Origin of the sequence: Nonomuraea dietziae (assembly GCF_014195505.1) — a bacterium.
Classification (GTDB): Bacteria; Actinomycetota; Actinomycetes; order Streptosporangiales; family Streptosporangiaceae; genus Nonomuraea; species Nonomuraea roseola.
Window position 1 is genome coordinate 2,808,704 of record NZ_JACIBV010000001.1, and the last position, 23,264, is coordinate 2,831,967.

A 23,264-nucleotide genomic window follows, 5' to 3' on the forward strand; every position below is an offset into this window, starting at 1 on the left:
GTGGCGCCGGTCACCGGCGCCTCCGTGCTCGTGGACGGCGGCATGCCCGCCCTGTGAGCCACCCGCCCTGGCGCCTCACTCCGTGCGGCCAGGGGACCCTTTCGGGTCCGATCCGCGACAGCCGCCCCGCGCTTCGTCTCGCGGGCCGGCTGCTGCGGCTTCGGCTGGCGCCTACGGAGGCTCACGCGAGGGCAGGTGGCCCCGCGCCGCCGTCAGGCAGGGCAGGAGGCGCCGGAGTCCGGCATCTTGCCCTCCAGCAGGTAGGCGTTGACCGCCCCTGCCACGCAGCGGCTGCCCGACAGGTAGGAGCCGTGGCCCTCACCCTCGTACGTCAGGAGCGTGGCGGTCTTGAGCTGCTCGGTCAGCTTCGGACCCCACTGGTACGGCGTGGCGGGGTCGCCCTTGCCCGCCACGACCAGGATCGGCCCCGAGCCCGTCGCGTCGACCTTCCTGGCCTCGTCGCTGCCTGGCACCGGCCAGACCGAGCACATGGAGCCCGCCCCGGCGTTGCCGAACAGCGGCGAGATCTTCAGCGCCGCCTCCTCGGTGCGGACAAGCTCCTCCTCGCTGGGCCGCTCGGCGGTGTCGACGCAGGTGATGGCCGGGAAGCTGGACATCTCGGTGGAGTAGCTGCCGTCGGGCTTGCGGCCGGTGTAGGTGTCGGCCAGGTACAGCAGCGCGCCCCCGTCGCCCTTCAGCGCCGAGGCCACCGCGTTCTCGAGGAAGGGCCAGGTCAGCTTGGAGTAGAGCGCGGCCGCTACCGCGGTGCTGGCCAGGCCCTGAGTCAGCAGCCGGTCGCCGACCTGCAGCGGGGCGGCGACCGACCGGTCCATGAGACGGTCGATCTTGCTGCTGGCCGTCGCGGTGTCGGGGCCGAGCTCACAGCCCTCGGCGACGCAGGCCTTGAGGAAGCTCTCGTAAGCCTGCTGGAAACCCTTGGTCTGCGCCATCGTGCGCTGGTAGAACGTGACGCTGGGGTCCAGCGGGGCGTCGAGGACGGTGCGGCCCACGTTCTTCGGGAACTTGGTGGCGTAGACGGCGCCGAGCTGTGTGCCGTACGACATGCCGAAGTAGTTGAGCTTGGCGTCGCCGAGCGCGACGCGCATTCTGTCGAGGTCCTGGGCGGCGTTCACGGTGCCGACGTACGGCAGGACCTCTCCCGAGTCCTTCTCGCACAGCTGGGCGAACTCCCGCATGGCCGCCTCGTTCTTGTCCCTGGTCTCGGCGTTGGCGGGAAGGGTGTTGAGCGAGACGTAGGAGTCCATCTGCGCGCCGGTGCCGCAGGTGACGCCGCGGCTGCGCTGCACGCCGCGCGGGTCGAAGCTCACCAGGTCGTAGCGCGCGCCGAGCGTGCCGAACGCCTTGGCCGCCTGCGCCATCGTGTCGACGCCCGACGCGCCGGGCCCGCCGAAGTTGAACACCAGGGAGCCGATGCGCTGGCCGGGGCCTGTCGCGGGAATCCTGATCAGCGCCAGGTCGAGCGTCTCGCCGTCCGGCTTGCCGTAGTCGAGCGGCACGGCCAGCTTCCCGCACTGCATGGTGGCGGCCGGAGTGGCGGGCGAGTCACCGCCCGGCCTGCGCAGATCCGTGCAGGCGCCCCAGGCGATCTTCCCCGCCGGGGCCGCGCCGGGCTCAGAGCCCGAGGCGGAGGCCGAACCGCTGGGCGTGGCCCCCGCGGAGGTGCCCGCGGAGGTGCCGCAGGCGACGAGCGAGATGGACAGCCCCGCCGTCACGGTGACCGTGATGAGAGTCCAGCGCATGAAAAACATCCCCCGATATCGAGTAGCGACAAAAGCCTGTCACAATCCCGGGCGAGGAACACGCCGCCCCGCGCGCGTCCTCATCGGCCGATGCTCCCCCTTGACCGGGAATTTTCGCCGTCGAACCGCAGCGCCTTCCACGCTAGCTCCGGCACGCGCGCCTCGCGCGCACATGGCGGCAGGCGCCGTCGCGCCCCGGCATGGACGGCGAGGCGGCGTGCACCCCTCCTGAACACGCCGCCTCACCATCCAAGACAGCGCCCCCGCCCATCCATGACGCGACCGCACGGAAAAACTTCCGGCGAAAAACCAGGAGCCCGCGCCGCGGACGGCACGGGCTCCCCTGGAGCGAAGGTCAGACGCCCATCGACTGGGTGTCGTTGCTCTCGGCGCCACCGGCCTCGGTGACACCGTTCTTCAGGTGGTAGCGCGCGATCGCCTCGCGCAGCACCTCGGCGTCGAGCTCGCCGCGCTTGACCAGACTGGTGAGCACCGCGAGGGTGATCGAGGCGGCGTCGACGTGGAAGTGGCGGCGCAGCGCCGAGCGGGTGTCGGACAGGCCGAACCCGTCGGTGCCGAGCGAGCTCCAGTCGCCTGGCACCCACTGCGAGATCTGGTCCTGCACGGCCTTCATGTAGTCGCTGACGCCCACGAACGGCCCCTGGGCGCCGCTGAGCGCCCGCGTGACGTACGGCACGCGCTGCTCGGCGTCGGGGTTGAGCAGGTTGTGCTCGTCGCAGGCCAGCGCCTCGCGGCGCAGCTCCGACCAGGAGGTCGCCGACCACACGTCGGCCGACACGCCCCAGTCCTCGGCCAGCAGGCGCTGCGCCTCCATCGCCCACGGGCCCGCGACGCCCGAGGAGAGGATGTTGGCCTTCGGCCCCTGCGTCTGCGGCCCGGCGGCGAACTTGTACAGGCCCTTCAGCAGGCCGTCGACGTCGAGGCCCGCGGGCTCGGCCGGCTGGACGTAGGGCTCGTTGTAGACGGTCAGGTAGTAGAAGACGTTCTCCGGCTGCTCGCCGTACATCCTGCGCAGGCCGTCCTTGACGATGTAGGCCGTCTCGAACGCCCACGACGGGTCGTAGGAGATGGAGGCCGGGTTCGTCGAGGCGATCAGCGGGGTGTGGCCGTCCTCGTGCTGCAGGCCCTCGCCGTTCAGCGTGGTGCGGCCCGCCGTCGCGCCGACCAGGAAGCCCCTGGTCATCTGGTCGCCCATCTGCCACATCTGGTCGCCGGTGCGCTGCCACCCGAACATCGAGTAGAAGATGTAGATCGGGATCATGTGCTCGCCGTGCGTGGCGTAGGAGGTGCCCGCCGCGGTCGCCGAGGCCATCGAGCCCGCCTCGTTGATGCCCTCGTGCAGGATCTGACCCTCGGTCGACTCCTTGTACGACAGCAGCAGGTCCCTGTCGACGGCCTCGTAGGTCTGGCCGTGCGGGTTGTAGATCTTCGCCGTCGGGAACATCGCGTCGAGGCCGAAGGTGCGGGCCTCGTCGGGGATGATCGGCACGAACCTCTTGCCGATCTCCTTGTCGCGCATGAGGTCCTTGAGCAGCCTGACGAAGGCCATCGTGGTGGCCACCTGCTGCTTGCCCGAGCCCTTGGCGAACTGCTTGTAGACGTCGTCGCCCGGCAGTTTGAGGGACTTGGCGCGCACGACGCGCCTGGGCAGTACGCCGCCCAGCGCCGCGCGGCGCTCCTTCATGTAGGCGATCTCTTCGTCGTTCTCGCCAGGGTGGAAGTACGGCGGCAGGTCGCCCTCGAGCGCGGAGTCGGGGATCGGCAGGTAGAGCCGGTCGCGGAACTCCTTCAGCTCGGCCTTGGTCATCTTCTTCATCTGGTGCGTGGCGTTGCGCGCCTCGAAGTCCTTGCCGAGGGTCCAGCCCTTGATGGTCTGGGCGAGGATGACCGTCGGCTGGCCGACGTGCTCACGGGCCGCCTTGAAGGCCGCGTAGACCTTGCGGTAGTCGTGGCCGCCGCGCGACAGCTTGCGGATGTCGTCGTCGTTGAGGTGCTCGACCATCTTGCGCAGGCGCGGGTCGCTGCCGAAGAAGTTGTCGCGGATGTAGGCGCCCGACTCGACCGAGTAGGTCTGGAACTGGCCGTCGGGCGTGGTGTTCATCTGGTTGACCAGCACGCCGTCGACGTCGGCCGCCAGCAGCGGGTCCCAGTCGCGGCCCCAGACGACCTTGATGACGTTCCAGCCCGCGCCGCGGAAGTACGACTCGAGCTCCTGGATGATCTTGCCGTTGCCGCGCACGGGTCCGTCGAGCCGCTGCAGGTTGCAGTTGATGACGAAGGTGAGGTTGTCGAGCTCCTCGCGGGCGGCCAGGCCGATGGCGCCGAGCGACTCGGGCTCGTCCATCTCGCCGTCGCCGAGGAAGGCCCAGACGTGGCTGCGCGAGGTGTCCTTGATCTGGCGGTTGAGCAGGTAGCGGTTGAACCGCGCCTGGTAGATCGCGCCGATCGGGCCCAGGCCCATCGACACGGTCGGGAACTCCCAGAAGTCGGGCATGAGCCGCGGGTGGGGGTAGGAGGGCAGGCCGTGGAAGCCGTGCGACAGCTCCTGGCGGAAGGCGTCAAGCTGCGCCTCGTTGAGGCGGCCCTCGAGGAAGGCGCGGGCGTAGATGCCCGGCGCGGCGTGACCCTGGAAGAAGACCTGGTCGCCGGACTCGCCGTGGTCCTTGCCGCGGAAGAAGTGGTTGAAGCCCACTTCGTACAGCGAGGCGGCCGAGGCGTAGGTGGCGATGTGGCCGCCGACGTTGGTGCGCGCGTTCGCGCGCGAGACCATGACCGCGGCGTTCCACCTGATGTAGGCCCTGATGCGGCGCTCGACGTGCTCGTCGCCGGGGAACCAGGGCTCGCGCTCGGGCGGGATGGTGTTGATGTAGTCGGTGCTGCGCAGTCCGGGCACGCCGACCTGATGCTCTCGGGCCCGCTCCAGCAGGCGCAGCATCAGGTAGCGGGCGCGGGTGCGCCCCTCGGTCTTGATGACGTTGTCGAGGGACTCGAGCCACTCGTTGGTCTCGCTGGGGTCGACATCAGGCAGCTGGCTGGGTAGGCCGTCGCTGATGATCGAGAAACGCTGGCGTCCGGAAGCCACTGGGTCTCGCCTTCCGAGGATCGACTGATGTCTGGTCTGGGTCGCCTTCCATCCTGGTCGCTAACTCCGGAAAGTGCATCTCTACTGACCGGTAACCAGAACGTCCCTGCTGGCAGGGCCATGAATGGTGGCCTAGACCACCGATGGTAGGACGAATCGCCACCAAAGGTTACATCTAGGTACGGATTTAACAACCCCGGAAAAGCTACGAAATTTCTGGCAAGGAGTCGAGGCGCCGACCGGCCGCCGCGACGGACCGCGCGTCAGCGTAGCGCCACAGGAGAAGGGGTCGGCGGGCGGGTAACGTTTCGGTCATCATTCCGCCAGCCGCTCTGTGAGCTGAAGGCCCTTTTCCTATCGCGTCCGCCGTACGAAGGTGGAGGTATGAACGCGACGGTAGGAGACCGGCTGCACGTGCACGGGAGCACCGTGGGCGAGAGAGACCGGATCGGAGAGATCATCGAGGTCCGCGGCACGGACGGCGGGCCGCCTTACATGGTCAGGTTCGACGACGGCCACACCGGCCTGGTCTTTCCCGGCCCGGACGCGGTGGTCGAGCCCAAGTAGGATTTCCATGTGAAATCCCAGATCATCTCGCTGACCACCGGGTCGCGCGAGACGGTGCACGACATCACCGGCGAGTGCCAGTCCTTCGCGGGCTCGGTGGGCGGCGACGGGCTGCTGCACGTGTTCGTGCCGCACGCGACGGCCGGGGTGGCGATCATCGAGCTCGGCGCGGGCAGCGACGACGACCTGCTGGCGGCGCTCGGCGACCTGCTGCCGGCCGACGACCGATGGCGACACGCCCACGGCTCGAAGGGCCACGGCAGATCGCACGTCATGCCGGCGCTCATCCCGCCCTTCGCCACCGTCCCCGTGCTGGGCGGGCGGCTGGCACTGGGCACCTGGCAGTCGGTCGCCATCGTCGACCTCAACGTCGACAACCGTGAACGCCAGGTTCGCCTGTCGTTTTTGTCTGATTAATCCGTCTCGAGTACGGCCGTCATCGTGGCGACCGTTGACGACTGAGGGTCACAGCGTGTGGACTGTCCCGAAGCGATGACCGCATATCAGGAGGGATACAAGTGAGCGCGACCGCGGGTCAGGCGCAGGGCGAGCGCGGCCTGGCCGAACGACTCGGCCTCAAGCCGGGTCAGGTGGTGCAGGAGATCGGTTGGGACGAGGACTGCGACGAAGAGCTTCGCGAGTCCATCGAGAACCTGACCGGCACCGAGCTACTCGACGAGGACACCGACGAAGTCGCCGACGTGGTGCTGCTGTGGTGGCGCGATGGCGACGGGGACCTCTTCGACGCTCTGAGTGACGCCATGCGATCACTGGCCGACGCGGGCCAGATCTGGCTCCTGACTCCCAAGGCAGGCAGAGACGGCCACGTGGAGCCGAGCGACATCGGGGAGGACGCCACCACGGCGGGCCTCTCCCAGACCAGCAGCATCTCCGCCGCACCCGATTGGTCGGGGACCAGGCTTGTGGCGCCCAAGGGCCGGCGCTAGTCAGACGTTGAGCCTGCCGTGCGGCCCCCAGGGCCGTACGGCAGGATGAACCGCATGGCTCCCGACTTCGAACTGCCCGACCAGCACGGCACGCCGGTCAGGCTCTCAGGCCTGCGCGGCAGCCGCGTCCTGCTGATCTTCTATCCGGTGGCCTTCAGCGGCGTGTGCCGCGGCGAGCTCGCCCAGGTACGCGACGAGCTCATCCCCCAGCTGCCCGCCGACGTACGGGTGCTCGGCGTCTCGGTCGACTCGATGTTCGCCCAGCGGGCATGGGCGGAGCAGGAGGGGTACGAATTCCCCCTGCTATCCGATTTCTGGCCCCACGGACAGGTCGCTCAGGCGTACGGTGTCTTCGACGAGAAGAGAGGGCTCGCCAAGCGCGGGACCTTCCTCATCGATGGCGAGGGCGTGATCAGGTGGTCGGTCGTCAATCCGATCTCCTCGGCGCGTGACGTCGCCGACTATCTCAAGGCTTTGTCGTAACGGAGGGAAACCATGCCCTGCTACCAGTGCGGGGCCCGGCAGACCGACCCGGTCCGCGGCGTCTCGCCGTGGCGGCGCGGCGTCCGCGGCGAGGTCCAGGTGCTCATCTGCCCGGACTGCCAGCTGTCCCACGACCTCGAACTCGACGTGTGCGAGTCCTGTGGCTCCTCGTCGCTCATCTGCCGGCTCGGCGAGGTCGAGTGCCGTTCCTGCGGTTCGGTGCGGCTCGCGCGACTGTCGGCGCCCACGGGTTCGACCCCGCTTCCCGGCCTGGCCGACGAGGTCGAGGCGGCGCTCAACAGAGTGCTGGGTCTTTCTCGACATTAGGTGCGCTATCGTTCATAGCCGTTGACCTGCCCCTGCCCCTCAGGATGACCGCTATGAGTTCCTACGTTGTCGCGCTCGATGTCGGTGGCACGTCCATGAAGGGCGGCCTCGTCAGCGAGAACGGTCAGGTGCTGGTGACCGACCGGCGTCCCACGCTGCGCGGCGACGAGGCGGTGGGCGCCGTCAGAGAGTTCGTCTCCGACCTGGCGGCCAGGGGCGACGGCCCGCCCGCCGGGGTCGGCCTGGCCGTGCCCGGCCTCGTCACGGCCGACAGCGCGATCTACGCCGCCAACATCGGCTGGCGCGACGTGCCCGCGCGCTCCTTCGTGAACATGGACGTCCCCGTCATGCTCGGCCACGACGTCCGCACCGGCGGCCTGGCCGAGAGCGTGCTGGGCGCGGGGCGCGGGATCTCCGACTTCCTGTTCCTGCCCATCGGCACCGGCATCGCCGGCGCCATGATCCTGTCCGGCCGGCCGTACGGCGGTGCGGAGGGCTGGGGCGGCGAGATCGGCCACATCCCCGTCTTCCCCGACGGCGAGCCCTGCGCCTGCGGGCAGCTCGGCTGCCTGGAGACCTACGCCTCGGCCGCCTCGGTCGGACGCCGCTACAGCGAGCGCTCGGGCATCGCGGGGGTGAAGGCCGAGGAGGTCGTCGCCTCCGACGACCCGCTGGCCATCGAGGTGTGGGACGAGGCGGTGGAGGCGCTGTCGCTGGCGCTGGCCACGTACACGCTGCTGCTCGACCCCTCCGTCATCGTGCTCGGCGGCGGCCTCGCCGAGGCGGGCCCCGCCCTGTTCGACCCGGTACGCACCAGGCTGGTCAAGCGCCTGGCCTTCAGGGAGGCGCCTCCCCTGGTGGCGGCGGCACTGGGGGTGAACGCGGGCATGCTCGGCGCGGCCCTCCTGGGCTGGAGGGCGGCGGGCGTGCCTGGAGCGGGCACGGGATGGACAATGGATGTGCGATCGGCGCCCGCGGTGTCGTAAGGTGTAGTGCCGATCAGGGGCGGTTAGCTCAGCGGTAGAGCACTCGCCTTACAAGCGAGGGGTCACTGGTTCGATACCAGTACCGCCCACCAGCGCAAAGAAGCCCGGTAGCGATCTTGCTACCGGGCTTCGTGCCATTAGCGTGCCATTAGGTCGAGTTGATTATGGCGTCTATCGCGTTGACGATCTTGCGGTCGGCCTCTTCGGTGCTGTGCTGGTAGATCAGCGCGGCGCGCACCGAATCGTGGCCCATCCGCACCATGAGATCTTTGAGGCTTGCGCCGGACGCGGCGGCGATCGTGTTGCCTGTGTGGCGAAGATCATGGAAGTGCAGACCAGGCATGCCGATCTTCGTCGTGTTCTCGTCCCACTTGGCCGCGCGCCTGAAGTTGCTTCGGCGCAGGACTCCGCCCCGTGAGCCGGTGAAGACCAGGTCATCGGGTTCCGGTCCCGTGAACGAGTCGAGATGTTCCTGTACGGCGGGGATGATCGCCCGGGGGATGGCGACCGTGCGAACACCGGCGCGTGACTTGGGTGGCCCGACCAGGAGTTCGCCAGTGTCCAGCTCGACGTGCTGTTGCCGAACGCTGACCGTGCCCTTCGCCAGGTCCAGGTCCATCCGCCGTAGGGCGGCCGCCTCACCCCACCGCAGGCTCGCGAAGGTGGCCAGGAGGATCAGCGCCCGCAGCCGCTTCGAGACGAGGTCAGCCAGCTTGAAGACTTGTGCCACCGTGAGCACCGGTCGTTCGTCGGGCTTCTCCTCACCGGCTCCCCTGATGCGACAGGGGTTGCGCGGGATGATCCGGTCGTCGGCGGCCGTCATGAGCACGGCGCGCAGGAAGCGGTACGCCTTGGCCACCTCCGACGCGCCGACTCCGTTCGAGATCAGCGCGGCCCGCCACTCTCGGACGGTCGACGTGTCGATCTTTCCGATGGCGACACTGCCGAGGTAGGGCAGGATGTACCGCTTGAGTAAGCCCGTGTAGATCTCGACAGTACGAGGGCGGAGGTTGGGCCTTTCCGCGATCCACTTCGCTGCGCAGTGGCCGAGCTTGACCTTCGAGCGCTGAGGGTCGGTCCAGTCGCCTGTGATCAGCTTGGCTTCGATCAGGGAGAGCGCCTTCTCGGCGTCGCGTTCCTTCGCATAGGTCGTCTCGCCGACGTGGATCCTGCCGTCAGGCCCGGGATGCCTGATCTGGAAGCGGCCCGAGGGGAGCGCGCGGATGCTGCCGAAGCGGCGCTTACCTGGTTTGTTCGCCATTACGCTGCCCTCCTGCGTTCGCCGGTTGCCGAAAGATCTGTGTCGTCTGCTTGGGCCTGGTGTTCGGCCAGGAGCGCACGCCAGCGTTGGCGGTTGGCGATCTCGACCAGGAGCCGTTGTCCGAGCGGCGGAAGGTCTGGGTCGCCTGGTGGGATCGGTCGCCAGGTGTAGCGGTTCGGGTCGATGCCGGCGGTTGCCGAAAGACCGAGGGTCTCCAGGACCCAGGCGCGGCGGTCGGCTCGGTGTTCGGTGAGGGTCTTGTTCGACCACTTGCGGGAGACCAGGACGCGGCGGCCCGGGTAGCCGAGGTGTTCGGGCTTGTGGCCCTTGCCCCGGCACTGTCCGGGAGCCTGGCCAGGCTTGGCGCCCTTGGGTTGCACGCCGTAGCGGAGCCAGTTCGGGCAGGTGGGCGAGCACGGCTCGTAGCGCAGGGCGTCCGCCATCCGGTCGGCGTGATCCCTCTGGCGCGGGTTGTCCAGGTCGCAGGTCTCGGCGATCGACTTGGTGAGGTACTTGGACAGGTAGCGGATCACCTGGTCGGCGTTCGGGGTTCCGGCGAGCACGCCCTTGGCGTCGACCTGGTCGCCGAAGGTGAGCACGTGCAGCGGCTCGGCGTCCTCGTCGGTGAGGGCGTCGAGGGCTTGGTCCCAGGTCGGGAGTACCTCACCGGTGCGGGGGTCGAGATAGCCGACCTCGTCTTCCCAGACGGGAAGCGTCTCGCCGTCGAAGACGACGCGATCAGCTTGAGGCCACCACACCTGGTGGTATGTGGCGGCGGCAATCTGCTTGATCTCCGCTCGGGAGAGCGTGCCGCGCATGGCCAGATGCAGGTGTGGAGCCAGCCGCTTCTGCGGTTCGACGGTGGCGAAGTACTGCACGTCCCAGCCAGCCACGCGCCGCAGGTTCTGCACGAAGCGGTCCACCAGCTTGGAGAAGTGCAGAGCGTCACGGGCGGCCCGCCGGTAGTCGTAGGCAGTGGGGTCGAGCGGTGCGCCGTCGAGGATGCGCCCATAGGACGGCAGGGTGAGCGTGATGAACATCGAGGGCCGGAACCGCTGGCCGTCCGGCGACTCGTAGACCCTCCCGAGGGTGCTGGACACCTTCTTACGCTTGGGGAGGTCGGGGGCATCCTGCCGTCGCCTGGTCGAGCGCCTACGGCCCGTCGAGGTCCTGCCGAGGACGCTGCCCCGCAGTCCCGAACGGCGTAGGTCAGCGTCGACCTCTGCCAGCGCGTCATCCCAGGGGGCGAGGTCTTCCCCGTCCTGGTCGGCCTGGTCGCGCAGGGCTTGAAGCTGTGCCCGCAGTTCGACGAGGTAACGCTGTTCGTCGGTCGGCTCGCTGGCGGGGATGACCGGCTCATGGTCGAGGTGCCAGCCCTCCCGGCACTGCGCCTTGCGGAGCTGGAGGTTGCGCTTGGCGCACGGCGGACACTTGCTCTCCAGGGTGGCACCACAGGGGATGTCGACCACCCGGGCGGTGCCTTTCGCGTTGTCGACACAGCGCATCGGCACGGGACGGATGCACACGCCGAGGGAGATGGCGAGCTGGTCGACGACCTCCCGCGCGAGCGGCATCGCCATCCGCACCGCGCGGGGAGTCGAGCGAACATTGCCGGTCATCGGGTCTTGCTCCGGGTGGCGCGGGCCGTGCGGGTACGGCGGGGCTTGGCCTTGACCGGCTCGGGCTCGACCAGGACGAGGGACGCTTGTCCGCACTCGCCGCAGGTGACCTGCTGAGTGGCCTGGTCGAGGAAGCACTTGCCCTTGGTCCGGCAGGTCGGGCAGCGGTGGCCGGGAAGCAGTTCGGTTCCGGTGTCGGTCATGGTCAGGCCGCCTCTCCACTGGTCTGGATCTGGGGGAGGGTGAGGGTGTCGCCGTCGTGCTTGCGGTCGGTGAGCCAGGCGACCATGTCGCGGATGTCGGTGTCGGAGACGTAGGCCGCTCGCACCCGTACCGGCTCAGGCGAGGTCTCCAGCCGGACGTAGGCGACGCCCGCGCCGATCTCCGGGACAGGTGAGATGAGGTCGGCCAGTGCGCCCCGCTCGCGAGCGCCTTCCCCGAGCACCATGTCCACCTGTTCCGACTCGTCCAGCCGCATGGCGATCTTGTCGGGGAACAGGTTGCGGATCGTGATCACGTCTTTGCGGGGGTCTTGCAGCAGCGCCATGACGCCGACGCCGACCGCGCGCCCCTGTGTGGTCAGGGTGGCGAGCGCGGCGTTGATGCGCCGCTTCAGGTCGCGATCGTTCTGGTAGGCGGTCAGGAAGGCGAGTTCGTCGACGATCACCAGCATGAACGGGTACTCGATCGTGGGGGTGTGGGAGCGCTGGTGCCCGCCGTAGAGGGCGGCCCTGTCCTGCATCAGCGAGACGACCTCTTCGAGGAGGTCGGCGCAGTCTTCCGGGGTGGCGGCGTAGCGGTGGAAGAGTTCGCGTCCGTAGGACAGCTCCATCAGTTTGGGGTCCAGCCCGACGAGCGTGACCAGCCCCTCACCGATGGCGGGCAGCAGTCCGCGCACTGTGGACCAGATGAGCGAGCCCTTGCCCGCCCCGGTCGCGCCAGCGCCGAGGATGTGTGTGCCGTGGACCTTAAGCGTCCACGGGGTGCCGTCCTCGCACAGCCCGACCGGGACCGCGCCAAGATCAACGGTCTGGGGGATGGGCAGTGCGGGCAGCGGCTTGCGGAGGGGGTCACGTCGCGGGAACGTCAGGCGCAGCAGACCCGCACGGACGATCGCGGTCCGGCAGCCGAGAGCGCCGAAGGCGTGCGCGAGGTTGTCGGCCCGTGCGGTCCAGTCGGCGAAGGACTGACCCTTGAGCATCTTGACCGTCACCGTGTCGGCCACCGGTCCGCAGGTCACCCGGACGAGCCGGGGCCGATACTCCACGTTCCTGGCCGTCTTGGTCAGGCCCGCGCCGGACATGGCGAACGACCAGTGAGGGCGGTAGATCCAGATCAGCCGCCAGAAGGCCAGTAACCGCCGGCCGATCCACCGGGCGAAGGTGGCGCGGTCGGTCAGCCCCCAGGCCGTGAGCGCGAGGAGGACGGAACCGAACGGCCAGGCCGCCGCCTGCCAGCCGTACCGGATGACCAGATAGACGGGGGTCAGGGTGGCGAGGATCGCGACGGGGTGCCGGTAGAGGAGCCGGATCAGACCGCAGGCGAACCGCCAGACCAGGATCGTGATGGTGATGAAGGCGGGGGTCTGCACGACGGTCGGGCGGAACATGAGCGGTGCGCCCGGAGTGGTCGTGACCAGGTCCCCGGCTACCTCACCGTGGGTTCGACGAAGCATACGATGGACACCTCCTTGAGTTCCTTGCTGGGGATGTTGGGGAGATCAGGGGCCACCGGAAGTTGCCGCTTCGTGGTGGCCCCGCCTTGCGTCTCAGGCCGCGCCTTCCCTGTTGAGGGGGGCTATGGTCTGCCACTGCCGTTCGATCTCGGCGGCCCAGAGCTGCGCCGCGTTGGCCAGGTCGCGAGCGAACTCGACCGACTCGGCAGTGATCTGGTCGGCGTGCAGGCAGATCGACACGACCGAGTTACCGGCGCCCAGCGCCAGGACCGGTGTACGGCCCGGGTAGATGCCGCAGGATGCCTGACCCTTGCCGTCCACGTGCAGTGCCGTCCGCTGCCGTGAGCCGCCCCGCCGCGCCGTCATCACGCACCGTCCTTGTGCGCCGGAGCGGGCTTGACGCCGTTCGGCTTGACGATCGCGCTCGCCCGCAGCGAGTAGGCCAGCCGCCTGGTCTTCTCGTTCAGGTACGGCGTCACCGTCATGTCGGTGAACTCGACCTGCTCGAACATGACGCCGGTCGGGGGAACCGGCTGCATGTCGGCCAGGATCTTCACCGACACCTCGCGCGACTTCGCACCGAGCTCGGGGTCCATGTCCATGACCCGGCACTGCCAGACGCGGCCACCGGTGACCTTGTCCTTGGCCGGGGACCGCTTGCCCGACTTCTCGTCGTAGTCCTCCGCCTGGGCGATCGAGCCCGGCACCAGCACGCAGCCAGCCGGGAACACCTCGTCGAAGCGGACCTTGAACCTTGCTCCACCCTGGAGAGCCAATGCAAACCTCCTGATCTGGCAGCATCTTCGATGCTGTCAACCTGACCTATCAGGTCGTGATCTGAAGGTACGTCCGCCAACCTGACATGTCAAGTTGCTTTTGTTGGCGGACTGGTTAGGTCTATGAGAGCGGATAGACGTCCCGAAGCTCGTGGCGATCACCAGGCAGTACGGCGTCGACGAGCTGGCGGGCGTGTCCCGCCGAGTCGTGTCCTGTGACGACAAGGTTCAGCACTGGTGCGCCTGCCTCTATGCCGAGAACGGTCGCCTCGTCGGGCGTGGCAGCCCTGGACAGGGTGCGTTCGACGGCGTGGTCGAGGCGCAGCCTCTTGCGCCCGTAGAGGTGTCGCCGGATGCCCTCGTCCAGAGGTTCCGGCGATGAGAGCTTGGTCCCCGCCACGAGATCGAGCGGAAACCAGGCTGACACCAGCTCAATCGGCCCACCTTGATCACTGATCACGTATTGCCGCAGGAAGGCCTTGGTTCCAGGGGGAATCTCAAGGAGTGTCGCGACCTTGAGAGGGGCGACCACGATCCCCGCTTGCAGGAGCTCGGCGGAGGAGTCCGACTCCGACTCGTCGAGCAGTCGTTGCCCGGGGTACGAGCGCTGCTCGGTGATGGCGGGCACCTTGCCCCGCACGAAGGAGCCGCGTCCGGTCTGGGTCTCGATCAGGCCTTCTTGCCGGAGAAGTCGAAGCGCCTCGATGACGGTCGGCCGCGACACGTCGAACTCGGTGACGAGTTGGTGCTGTGAGGGCAGCAAGGTGCCGGCCGCGTAGGTTCCGTCTTGGATGCGCGATTTCAGCGCGTTCAGCACCCGCTCGTACTTCAAGGTGTCTTCTTCGCGCTTTGCCATGACAGCTACTCCACTTACATGTATATGACCTGTCAGGCTGACAGTAGCATCGGGTTGAACGCTTGCCACCCCCAACCCGTTGGGGAGCCCGACAGAGCCGTTTCGGGGGGAAGGGCGGAGCCGTGACGTGGGGGCGTCACACGGCTCTGTCGGGCGTGAGGCGCGACGACGAGGGAATTGACCTGGGCCGCACGGCACCCATCCGGGCCTCGACCTCGTCGCCGCGCCAGCTGTCAGGGGCGGCGGTCGCGGTTGACGTAGGCCGCAAGCGTCTGCGCCGCGCCCTCGATGTCATCGACCGGGTGGCGCTTCTCGGCGTTCTGCCACGAGAAGTACGCGCCGCCGTACCCCACGAAGACGTGCACAGGCAGGCACGGCTCCGGGCCGTACACGAGCAGGCACTCCAACTCGGGCCGCAGGCTGGCCACGACGTGCTCAGCCCGGAGAAGCCGGAACTGCAACTTCTCCAGTTGGATCAGCTCGGTCGCAGGCGTGGAAGGGAGCTTCGCCACCCTGATGAAGATGTGGTTCATCAGCGAGACTCCTGTCCTGAGCCCGCGCATTCGGCACACTGAACCCGAGGCGCGCTTGAGCTGCGAGCGTTCAGGGTGCGCGAGCCGTACGCCCTGCGATCCTGTGCGTACCGCCACCCGATGCCCCTGCATGATGAGCACTGCGGCTTGCTCCCTGTGTCCACGACTGCCCTCCGTGCGATGGACGGGACGACTGGTAGCGGTGACACTAGATCGCGGAGCAACCTCTGACCCGGAAGGATTTTCCGGGTTCCCCGAACCCATCCAGCGAGGTCGGAGCGGGCATGCGCGGTATGACAGATCACCTGACCATCGGCGAGCGCGTCGCGTGGTACCGGCGACGGCGAGGGCAGTCCCAAGAAGTCCTCGCGGGCTTGGTAGGCCGGACCGTCGACTGGCTCAGCAAGGTCGAGAACGATCGCATCGAGCTTGACCGGCTGTCCGTCATCAAGTCCCTGGCTGTCGCGCTGGACGTATCGCTCGGCGATCTTCTCTCTGAGCCGTCCTTGCTGGAATGGACGCCTGAGAGCGGAGACCGAACCGTTCCGGCACTACGCGCAGCGATAACCGACTATCGCCAGCTTTCACCCTTGCTCTCCCTGGTCGAGGCGCACGAACCGGCCAGTCTCTCGGAGCTACAGGCCGAGATCGCTGACATCTGGGACGCCTACCAGGAATCGCGATACGGCCTCGTCATCAGGCGGCTGCCCACCCTGCTCACCGAGGCCCAGCACGCCGCCAGAACGTATGACGGAGACGAGCAACTGCGGGCTCAGGCTCTGCTCGGGCAGGCATACCACGCCGCCGCCACCATCCTGGTGAAGATCGGTGAGGCAGATCTGGCCTGGATCGCAGCCGAACGTGGGTTGACGCACGCGCAGAACTCCGGCGATCAGATCGTGACCGCTTCACTGTTCCGTTCGGTCACCCATGCCTTGCTTGCCACAGGTCGTTACGACGCAGCCACCCACCTCACCAGCGACGTTACCGGGCTGTTGGACGGCCAACTTGGCGGTGCCTCACCCGCCCTGCTCTCGGTTCACGGGACGTTGCTACTGGCAGGTTCCATGGCTGCCGCCCGAGCCGAGGACCGGTCGACGGTGCGCGCTTTTCTCGCCGAGGCTGACCAGTCCGCCCGCAGGCTCGGAGGGGACGCCAACCACGTCTGGACCGCCTTCGGTCCCACCAATGTGGCCATCCACCGCGTCGCCACGGCGATCGAGCTGGGAGACGTGCAGGTCGCCGTCGACATCGGCCCCGATCTCGACACCAGCGCCCTACCGATCGAACGTCGTGCCCGACATGGCCTCGCTGTCGCCCAGGCGTTCAGCATGTGGAATCGCACAGAGCAGGCGTTGGACGCGATGCTTGCCGTCGAACGCATCGCCCCCGAGCAGCTACGCCACCACTTCTTGAGTCGCCAACTCGTCCTCTCCTGGATACGCCGCCAACGCGGCAAGCCCAGCCGCCCTCTGGCCGACCTCGCGCGACGTCTTCATGTCGCATGACGGCACCCGATGAACCCCGTAGGGTCGAGATCATGAGCGACCAAGGGAACACCCCGCCGCCCATGGCCACCGCCCGAGTAGCCGCAGGCGCTCTGTTCTTCGACGAGCACGGACGCGTGCTGCTGGTGAAGCCGACCTACAAGTCGTACCGGGACATCCCCGGTGGCTACGTCGAGCCGGGAGAGACCCCGTTCCAGGCGTGCGTGCGCGAGGTTCAGGAAGAACTCGGCATCCAACCGCCCATCGGGGATCTCCTCGTCGTCGACTGGGCACCCCACCCCAAAGAGGGCGACAAGATCCTCTTCATCTTCGACGGCGGACGACTCAGCCCCGAGACTCTCAGCAAGATCTCGTTCGGTGACGGCGAGCTTGCCGGCTACGAGTTCCACGCAGTCGAGGAGCTGGACGGCCTAATGATCGAGCGCCTGGCCAGCCGGGTCTCTTCCGCCGTCACCGCTCACAACATCGGACGAACCCTGTACCTGGAGCATGGCCGTACCCTGCCGACCTGACTCGGCGGATCTTGCCGAATTGTTCTTTTAGGGATCAAGGCGGCGGCTGCGCCGCCGCGCCCGCGCGGCCCTCCCCGCGCGAGCTGCGGCCTGGGGGCCGGTCTCGCGCGGGCGCCGCGCGGGCAGGGGTCACAGTCGGCCAAGCCGATCACCAAGACAGGCGGCCACCCGAAGTGCTGCTGAGAGTGGCAGCAGTTCAGAACATGCCTCCGGCGGGGAACTCAGCTCCGGGATGATCGCGTCGGCCAGGCCGGTAGTCAATGAGCTGAGGTGGAGCCCGATCTCCCCGCCCGCAACGTCCCAGGCGAAGCCCAGCAGATCAAGGCCAGGGGTCAAGGTCGTTCGTCCAGCGGGGCGCTCCACCTTGACCCCTGACCTTGATCCGCTGCATCACATGTGGGACGAGGCAGACGGGAAGATCGGGCGGGCGCGGCGCATGTCGCTAACGCGAGAACTCACTTCCGAGGTAGCCGTGGAAAAGCGAGAACGGGCTATACCTTGATCGCTCCTCTTGGCCAAGGAAAAGGTAGTCAGCGAGGACACGCCCACAGAAGTGATCATTGCTGACAACGAAGGTCACGGCGTCCGCTTCGCCTTGCACCCGCTCATCTATATCGACCACGAGTCCATCCGGCATCGCCGCGGGAAGGTTGATTTGATAGACCGGTTTGAAGAGCAGTTCGATGTGCGGGGCACCTGGCTGAAACTCCGTCCGCAAAACGAGCTCGCTATGCGAAGGCATGTAGCTCCAGATGCGGAATCGGCGCTCTGGGAAGCTCAGAGGCAGGGATAGCTGGCCGGGATAGCGATCATGGCTCACGGCTAGAGCCCACCACGGCCACATCAGCCAGACAAGACGACGACGCCAGGAGAGCACCTGGGATTCTGGCATGGGTAGCCTCCACGTCCTGAACGACACCTCTCAGACGTGATCTACCGCGCCCTCGTCGCGGACCACAGCCACGGCGAGGAGGGATCAAGGTAACCGTGTTCCATCCCTTGCAGGCAGACGCGTCGGAGGAGCGTGTGCGTTCGCAGTGAAAATCGCGTGCCATTCGCGTGCCATTCGGCCCCCTGGGTACGGCCGAGCGGCCATGATCCGAAGGCTAGCCGACGTGCAACAGAGGCATGATCGCCGTGCCATTAGCGTGCCATTAGGTTGGGTCCGGGTAGCTTCGCTGCGGTAGCCGTACGAGGTCGGCCCGCAGGTCGAGAGCACGCCCGAGGCGATCTTGGCTCCTTACAAGCGAGGGGTCACTGGTTCGATACCAGTACCGCCCACCAGCACAAAGAAGCCCGGTAGCGATCTTGCTACCGGGCTTCGCGCTCGACATGCTGTTGCCGAACGCTCACGGTGCCCTTGGCCAGATCCAGGTCCATTCGCCTGAGCGCGGCGACTTCGCCCCACCGCAGACTCACGAACGGGGCCAGCAGGATCAGGGCGCGCAGCCGTACCACGACCAGCTCGGACAGCTCGAAGACCTGGGCTACCGTCAGGACGGGACGCTCGTCCGGTTGCTCCTCGCCGGCGCCGCGGATACGGCATGGATTGCGTGGGATGATCCGGCCGTCAGCCGCCGTCATGAGCACCGCCCGCAGGAAGCGGTACGCCTTCGCCATCTCCGACCCCCCTACGCCCTTGGGCGATCAGCGTGGCGTGCCACTCCCTCACCGCAGCGGTGTCGAGCTTGCCTGCGATGGGCAGGACAGTCGGTGGTCAACGGCGCCGGAGGCTTCGGCGCCCTGGTGGCGTACTTGGCGATATAGCCCGCCACCGCGCGTTCGCTGAGCCGGTCGGCGCGAGCGTCGAGCAGGGTGGGGGATGTCGAGCTGGTCACCCCAGGCCAGGGTCCACCGGCCGAGATCGCTGGCAGGAGACAGCAGTTCAACGGCTTGCGCCGCAGCAGGCGCCGCCCGAACCAGCAGGTGGTGGTCGGCCCAGTCCGGTGGTGGGTGGTCCGTCACGTCCATCGAGGCGGATGATGGTGTGGAAGGCCAGACCTCGCCGCACCCCGCAACCACTCCGACGTCAAAGCCTTCGCCAGGAACCTGGCCATGCGCGACGTCGAACCCGACGCCCCATTGTTCACCGCCGAAAGATCACCGCAAACCGCGAGTCGCGATCATGCTCGGCGGCCACACAATCTGGCAGCCATCGGGGGCGCGGGGAGGAATGGGCCGTGGGAAGAACCGACCCACGACCGGCGGCGCGACGGCCCAGCTCGCTCACCAGCGATGCTCATGGGAGCTCCGCCCGGTGTACGCACTCCAGGCAAGCCCGGTCCGCTGTGGGCGAGAACGGTATCGACCAGCCGCACACGGACAATGGATACACCGACTCCCCACACAAGCTGATCTTCGTGTCGAGTGGTACGGCGTGCTGCACCGCTTGCCGTCCAGCGCCGGACAGCCCGAGCCGGTAGTCGTCGACGGGATGGCCCGACACCGATTCCATGCCGTACACGAGCAGGTCGTCCCAGTGAACCGGCCAACGCCGAACGCCACCCGGCAGATCGTCGGCCGCTGAGTCGAGCTCGAGCAGGGCCAGGGTGCCGTTGCGTAGGACCATGACCACGGTTCCACGCTGACCCACTAGCCAGGCGCCCGAGGCACGGGTTCGAGCGGGACTGTGCAGCAAGTCCACGATCTTGGCCCGCACCCCCGGCACCTGCCGAGGCGACGTCACCCCGGCGCCTTGCTCGCTGTTCCCACGTCATCAGATACGGCCGACAGTGGTTGTTTCTCTCGTAGGTCGGCGTAGCGGAAGGCGACCCGTCGAGCGGCCCGTGATGGGTCCATGGCCGGATGGCGGGCGTAGACAGCGCGCTTGCGCCGCTCGTCCCACCCCGACCGCCACCAGAACCACTCGCCGTCGCACCACACCACCAGCCCGACCCAGACCGAGACGAGCGCCATGCCGTACCCGTCGTGCGTGTCCGCGATGCGTTCTGGACCCCCGTTGTGGGCGGTGTTCCAGCACCGTGCTCCCATGGCGGGGGTCCTACTTAGTCCCCCACTTTAGGGGGGCTAAAGTCGAGAGTAGAACCTGGCCTTGACCCTCGCAATAGGGGGGCTAAAACCGGCTCTCGTCAGTCGCTGAGGAGGCATTGCCCGGATGGATCTGAAGACGCTGAGGGAAGTCGCCCAGATGAGCGACCCCGTGGAACGAGCCCGCATCCTCAGTCGGCTCATGACCGAGGAACAGGGCTTGGTCACCGAAGCGGCGAAGATGCGACGCCAGGCGATCGCCGAGGCGCGCGAGTCCGGCATGAGCCTGGAGGAGATCGCCGGACGCCTGGGCGTCTCCCCCGGCCGCATCTCGCAGATGAGGAAAGGACCGACCGCCCGCGCACCCGAAGGGCCAGCGTCTCCGGCACCCAGGGTGCTGGTCCAGCGAGCGTTGCCGACCGAGCCAGCCGTACGCGGCTCCAAGTCGCTCTTCCTCGCAGAGGCGGAACGGCAGGGGCTCAAGGCTGACCGGCGGATGCTGTACGTCGGACTGGAGCCCGCCAGTGATCACGTGGCGGCTTGCCTGCGTGTCGAACCGAGCACGGAGATCGTCGCCAGACGGAAGATGATGTTGGCCAACGACGTGCCGGTGAGGATCGCGACCAGCTACTTCCGCGCCGATCTGTTCGGTGACACCCGCTTGGCCGAGCCCGAGTTCGTGCAACCGTCGCTTCAGTCCGCCTTGACCGCCCTGGGCTACACGTTCGGTCACGCGGAGGAGAACCTGACCGCCAGGCCGCCGACACCGTTCGAGCGGGAGACGCTGGAGCTTGAGCCCAGCGAGTGGATCGTCCAGGTGCTCAGGGCCAGCTACTCCACCGAGGGCACGCCTATCCACGTACTGGAGACGATCTGCGCCGCCAACCGGCACATCTTCCCGATCGGCCAGGTCTCCGGATACGACGAATTCTGAGGTAGCCCCACATTCTCCGCGTACACGTATTGTGCGGGAACCGTTGACCCGCTATCCCGTGAGCGACCGAGCCCGCCGACAGTCCGGTCTCTGCGGGACCTGCCGATCATTCATCAAGAGGTTCTGCGCCGAGGAACCGCAGGTCCAGCATGTCCGGGGAGAAGGGAAGACCGGTGATCCTGCTCGCCAGGGCGAACGACCTCTCCATCGGGTACTCGATACCCGGGCCCTCTATACCGTGGTCTGGATCCAGTCCGACCTCGTGCATCTCCCGGACGAAGCGGTCTGGATCACCGCCCGACCGCTCGGCCGGAAAAATTGGGTCGAACCGGACGACCGGCGCGCCGTCGACGATGTACGCGAAGGTGTCCTCGGCGTAGTCGTGGCGGCAGACTGACACGACCTCGGTTCCCCGGGAGACTCGGGTGTAAATGTCGGAGTCGACGGCAATCTTCCATCCCCCCGGTTCGATGACCACGGCCCAGTCGCCGACCTTCGCGGCACCGATGTAACCGGCCGCGTCGTCTCTCATACTCTCCACCGAGCGCTCGTCCAGCTCATCCAATGCCACTTCCTCCATAGTGTTCTCGTCTACGCCGAACCGGCGGAGGACTTCCTCCGGAGAGAGATGCCGGACGAAGGACACGCAGTAGATTTCACCTAGCGTTTCGTAGCCTGGGAAGCCGGGGAATTCGTCGGGGGTCTCGGTCACGGTCACTCCTTTGATCACGTGAGTGGCATGATCGCAGTAGTCCCCGACAAAACGGGTTCGGAGACCCCGGTGGGTGGGGTGATGGCCCGGTCCTCAGGAATGCCTTCTGGGTGACCAACTGGGTGACAACGGCCACGAACGGGGGCCGGATACCAGTGCACGGCCATGGACCGTAGTCGCAGTGCAGAGCCGTACGGAGCCTGGCCGGGGATTCGTTCGGATTGCCAGCGAGGGGTCACTGGTTCGATACCAGTACCGCCCATCTGCGAGAAGGCCCGTTTCCGATCATGGAAACGGGTCTGAGTGGCTAACTCCCGAAGATCTTGTCCATCGCCGCAGCTTCTTGCATGATCACCGGCTGGGCCTGATGCCGATAGACGGTCGGTCACCACCGTGTTGGAGTGGCCGACCAGGCTTGCTCCGACTCGACGGCCACCCACCTTCCAGCCGCGTACCTGACCTCTCAGGTCAATACACCTAGAGACGATTTGCGCCGCCAACGGCACATCTTCCCGATTGGGCAGGTCTCCGAATACGACTAATTCCGAGTAGCCCCGCGTCTCTGTGTACACGTAGGCGACGAGGCGATGCGCGTCTCGAAAGGAAGCCTCGCCGGCGACCACACCGCCCAACGCGCCGCGCGGTCCGGGCGCGACTCAAGCCCTATCGACGTTGTTCGCCAGATCGCGCGAGCCGCTGTCCGGCGTCGCAACGCTTGAACAGGCTACGTGCTTTTCCTGAGCCTCGCCTTGGCCTGGGTCACTACGTCGGGATGTGAGTCCTCGGCGAGAACTCGCACGATGGATTCTGGAGTCGTAGACCATGTGGCCAGCCACCATCGCACGTTGACCGAGCGATCGTGGGCAAGGCGCTGCAAATCCTCATACGGGAGTTGTTCTGACATCACCGCGGCTGCACGGACGGCTGCGGATCTGTCTCTTACAAGAAGGCGGTGCTGGTCCGTTGTTGTGAGCGGGTTCTGAGCAGCGCCGGTGCGGACCTTGGGGTCGGCGTCGGCCATCAGAATGGCGAGGACGTCCGGAGCATCGGCATGCGCCGCCAGGCCCGCCCGAACGTTTGGAGAGGGGTCCGAGACGAGTTTGGCGTTGGTCTCGTCGTCCAATCCGCACCTCTCGGCGAGCAGTCGACGCAGGTCCTCGTCGGTGGACCGGCAGATGGCATGGCAGACCTCGATATTGGCTGCTGGATGTTCCGGCAGCGACCACCGGACCGACCAGTGACCATCTTCAACCAGCGTGATCAGAACGTCAGGCGGGCAGGCGGGATTCTCGGCGAGGAGCTGTCGGGTTTTCAGATCCGAGTCCCGGGCGAGTTCACGCAGCAACCTGCCCGGTGCGTCGGTTCGAGCCGCCAGGGCACGCCTGACCGAGCGGGAAGGGTCTGTCCTCATGGCTTTTAAAATCTCCGGAGGTGCGGCGGGATCCGTTGCCACAGTCAGCCGGACCTGGACTTTCCGGTCACGAGCGCGTACGGCCAGATGGCTCTTATCCGTGCCACGTTCGGCTTTCGAAGCACCTGGTTCCTGCCGCACCTGTCAGTCCTTCCTCGACCATGTGCCAGCATGATCGCAGGGGCACGTTGGCTGTCACAGCTCGAGGTTCGATGTCACAGGATCATCTGACCAGACGCGGGATCGGCACCACTCCCCAGCAGGCTGACCAGTCAGCCGGCCGCTCCACTCCGATGGGCAAACGCT

The 23,264-nt window shown here is 67.3% G+C and carries 25 protein-coding genes and 1 tRNA gene; 10 read left to right on the forward strand and 16 right to left on the reverse strand.

Annotated features, from left to right (window positions below):
* Positions 1–212: 212 nt before the first annotated feature.
* On the reverse strand, positions 213–1,760 hold the full coding sequence (locus FHR33_RS13495) for an alpha/beta hydrolase (RefSeq protein ID WP_183646771.1): 1,548 nt from the start codon (positions 1,758–1,760) through the stop codon (positions 213–215).
* Between the two features lie 355 nt (positions 1,761–2,115).
* Positions 2,116–4,863, reverse strand: coding sequence for a pyruvate dehydrogenase (acetyl-transferring), homodimeric type (gene aceE / locus FHR33_RS13500; RefSeq protein ID WP_183646774.1), 2,748 nt, complete (start codon positions 4,861–4,863; stop codon positions 2,116–2,118).
* Positions 4,864–5,247: 384 nt separating this feature from the next.
* On the opposite strand from aceE, the gene FHR33_RS13505 reads away from it, so the two are divergent.
* From FHR33_RS13505 to FHR33_RS13535, 7 genes are all read left to right on the forward strand, one after another.
* On the forward strand, positions 5,248–5,430 hold the full coding sequence (locus tag FHR33_RS13505) for a DUF1918 domain-containing protein (RefSeq protein WP_183646777.1): 183 nt from the start codon (positions 5,248–5,250) through the stop codon (positions 5,428–5,430).
* A 9-nt stretch (positions 5,431–5,439) separates the two neighbouring features.
* Positions 5,440–5,847, forward strand: coding sequence for a YjbQ family protein (locus tag FHR33_RS13510; protein WP_183646780.1), 408 nt, complete (start codon positions 5,440–5,442; stop codon positions 5,845–5,847).
* 101 nt (positions 5,848–5,948) lie between these two features.
* On the forward strand, positions 5,949–6,377 hold the full coding sequence (locus tag FHR33_RS13515; RefSeq protein WP_183646783.1) for a DUF3052 domain-containing protein: 429 nt from the start codon (positions 5,949–5,951) through the stop codon (positions 6,375–6,377).
* Between the two features lie 45 nt (positions 6,378–6,422).
* Positions 6,423–6,860 carry a peroxiredoxin gene (locus FHR33_RS13520; protein ID WP_183660063.1) on the forward strand — a complete coding sequence of 146 codons (438 nt, stop codon included), beginning with the start codon at positions 6,423–6,425 and terminating at the stop codon, positions 6,858–6,860.
* Between the two features lie 12 nt (positions 6,861–6,872).
* Positions 6,873–7,187, forward strand: coding sequence for a hypothetical protein (locus FHR33_RS13525; RefSeq protein ID WP_183646786.1), 315 nt, complete (start codon positions 6,873–6,875; stop codon positions 7,185–7,187).
* Positions 7,188–7,240: 53 nt separating this feature from the next.
* The gene (locus tag FHR33_RS13530) at positions 7,241–8,173 is read left to right on the forward strand and encodes an ROK family protein (protein ID WP_183646789.1); all 933 of its coding nucleotides are present in this window, start codon (positions 7,241–7,243) and stop codon (positions 8,171–8,173) included.
* 17 nt (positions 8,174–8,190) lie between these two features.
* Positions 8,191–8,265: transfer RNA gene (locus tag FHR33_RS13535), tRNA-Val, on the forward strand.
* A 56-nt stretch (positions 8,266–8,321) separates the two neighbouring features.
* Here the strand turns inward: FHR33_RS13535 and FHR33_RS13540 are convergent.
* From FHR33_RS13540 to FHR33_RS13575, 8 genes are all read right to left on the reverse strand, one after another.
* Complete coding sequence (locus tag FHR33_RS13540) at positions 8,322–9,434, reverse strand: tyrosine-type recombinase/integrase (RefSeq protein WP_183646792.1); 1,113 nt, start codon at positions 9,432–9,434, stop codon at positions 8,322–8,324.
* Positions 9,434–11,053, reverse strand: a complete 1,620-nt coding sequence (locus FHR33_RS13545; RefSeq protein WP_183646795.1) for a replication initiator — start codon at positions 11,051–11,053, stop codon at positions 9,434–9,436. Before FHR33_RS13545 ends, FHR33_RS13540 begins: the two co-directional genes overlap by 1 nt.
* Positions 11,050–11,256: a hypothetical protein gene (locus FHR33_RS13550; protein ID WP_183646798.1), complete on the reverse strand. Its 207-nt coding sequence runs from the start codon at positions 11,254–11,256 to the stop codon at positions 11,050–11,052. Before FHR33_RS13550 ends, FHR33_RS13545 begins: the two co-directional genes overlap by 4 nt.
* 2 nt (positions 11,257–11,258) lie before the next feature.
* Entirely contained in the window at positions 11,259–12,728 is a 1,470-nt protein-coding gene (locus FHR33_RS13555) for an FtsK/SpoIIIE domain-containing protein (protein ID WP_183646800.1), read from the reverse strand.
* Between the two features lie 93 nt (positions 12,729–12,821).
* Positions 12,822–13,094, reverse strand: coding sequence for a hypothetical protein (locus tag FHR33_RS13560; RefSeq protein ID WP_183646802.1), 273 nt, complete (start codon positions 13,092–13,094; stop codon positions 12,822–12,824).
* Complete coding sequence (locus FHR33_RS13565; RefSeq protein WP_183646804.1) at positions 13,094–13,504, reverse strand: transcriptional regulator; 411 nt, start codon at positions 13,502–13,504, stop codon at positions 13,094–13,096. Before FHR33_RS13565 ends, FHR33_RS13560 begins: the two co-directional genes overlap by 1 nt.
* A gap of 121 nt (positions 13,505–13,625) precedes the next feature.
* Complete coding sequence (locus FHR33_RS13570; protein ID WP_183646806.1) at positions 13,626–14,360, reverse strand: GntR family transcriptional regulator; 735 nt, start codon at positions 14,358–14,360, stop codon at positions 13,626–13,628.
* A 233-nt stretch (positions 14,361–14,593) separates the two neighbouring features.
* Positions 14,594–14,893, reverse strand: a complete 300-nt coding sequence (locus FHR33_RS13575) for a hypothetical protein (RefSeq protein ID WP_183646808.1) — start codon at positions 14,891–14,893, stop codon at positions 14,594–14,596.
* A 293-nt stretch (positions 14,894–15,186) separates the two neighbouring features.
* Between FHR33_RS13575 and FHR33_RS13580 the strand changes: the two genes are divergently transcribed.
* Both FHR33_RS13580 and FHR33_RS13585 read left to right on the forward strand, forming a co-directional pair.
* The gene (locus FHR33_RS13580) at positions 15,187–16,401 is read left to right on the forward strand and encodes a helix-turn-helix domain-containing protein (protein WP_221241084.1); all 1,215 of its coding nucleotides are present in this window, start codon (positions 15,187–15,189) and stop codon (positions 16,399–16,401) included.
* 32 nt (positions 16,402–16,433) lie between these two features.
* A complete protein-coding gene (locus FHR33_RS13585; protein WP_221241085.1) occupies positions 16,434–16,913 on the forward strand; it encodes an NUDIX domain-containing protein in 480 nt (159 codons plus the stop codon).
* Positions 16,914–17,355: 442 nt separating this feature from the next.
* On the opposite strand, the gene FHR33_RS13590 is transcribed toward FHR33_RS13585, so the two are convergent.
* The 4 genes from FHR33_RS13590 to FHR33_RS13605 form a co-directional block, all read right to left on the reverse strand.
* Positions 17,356–17,805, reverse strand: a complete 450-nt coding sequence (locus tag FHR33_RS13590; RefSeq protein ID WP_183646812.1) for a hypothetical protein — start codon at positions 17,803–17,805, stop codon at positions 17,356–17,358.
* Between the two features lie 419 nt (positions 17,806–18,224).
* The gene (locus FHR33_RS13595; protein ID WP_183646815.1) at positions 18,225–18,533 is read right to left on the reverse strand and encodes a site-specific integrase; all 309 of its coding nucleotides are present in this window, start codon (positions 18,531–18,533) and stop codon (positions 18,225–18,227) included.
* Positions 18,534–19,152: 619 nt separating this feature from the next.
* Entirely contained in the window at positions 19,153–19,572 is a 420-nt protein-coding gene (locus FHR33_RS13600) for a hypothetical protein (RefSeq protein ID WP_183646817.1), read from the reverse strand.
* Between the two features lie 23 nt (positions 19,573–19,595).
* Positions 19,596–19,904: a hypothetical protein gene (locus tag FHR33_RS13605; RefSeq protein ID WP_183646820.1), complete on the reverse strand. Its 309-nt coding sequence runs from the start codon at positions 19,902–19,904 to the stop codon at positions 19,596–19,598.
* A gap of 124 nt (positions 19,905–20,028) precedes the next feature.
* Between FHR33_RS13605 and FHR33_RS13610 the strand changes: the two genes are divergently transcribed.
* Entirely contained in the window at positions 20,029–20,835 is an 807-nt protein-coding gene (locus tag FHR33_RS13610; protein WP_183646823.1) for a UTRA domain-containing protein, read from the forward strand.
* 106 nt (positions 20,836–20,941) lie between these two features.
* Here FHR33_RS13610 and FHR33_RS13615 read toward each other — a convergent pair whose 3' ends face one another.
* Positions 20,942–21,547, reverse strand: a complete 606-nt coding sequence (locus FHR33_RS13615; protein ID WP_183646826.1) for a DUF6461 domain-containing protein — start codon at positions 21,545–21,547, stop codon at positions 20,942–20,944.
* Positions 21,548–22,271: 724 nt separating this feature from the next.
* Entirely contained in the window at positions 22,272–23,099 is an 828-nt protein-coding gene (locus FHR33_RS13620; RefSeq protein ID WP_183646829.1) for a hypothetical protein, read from the reverse strand.
* Positions 23,100–23,264: the final 165 nt, after the last annotated feature.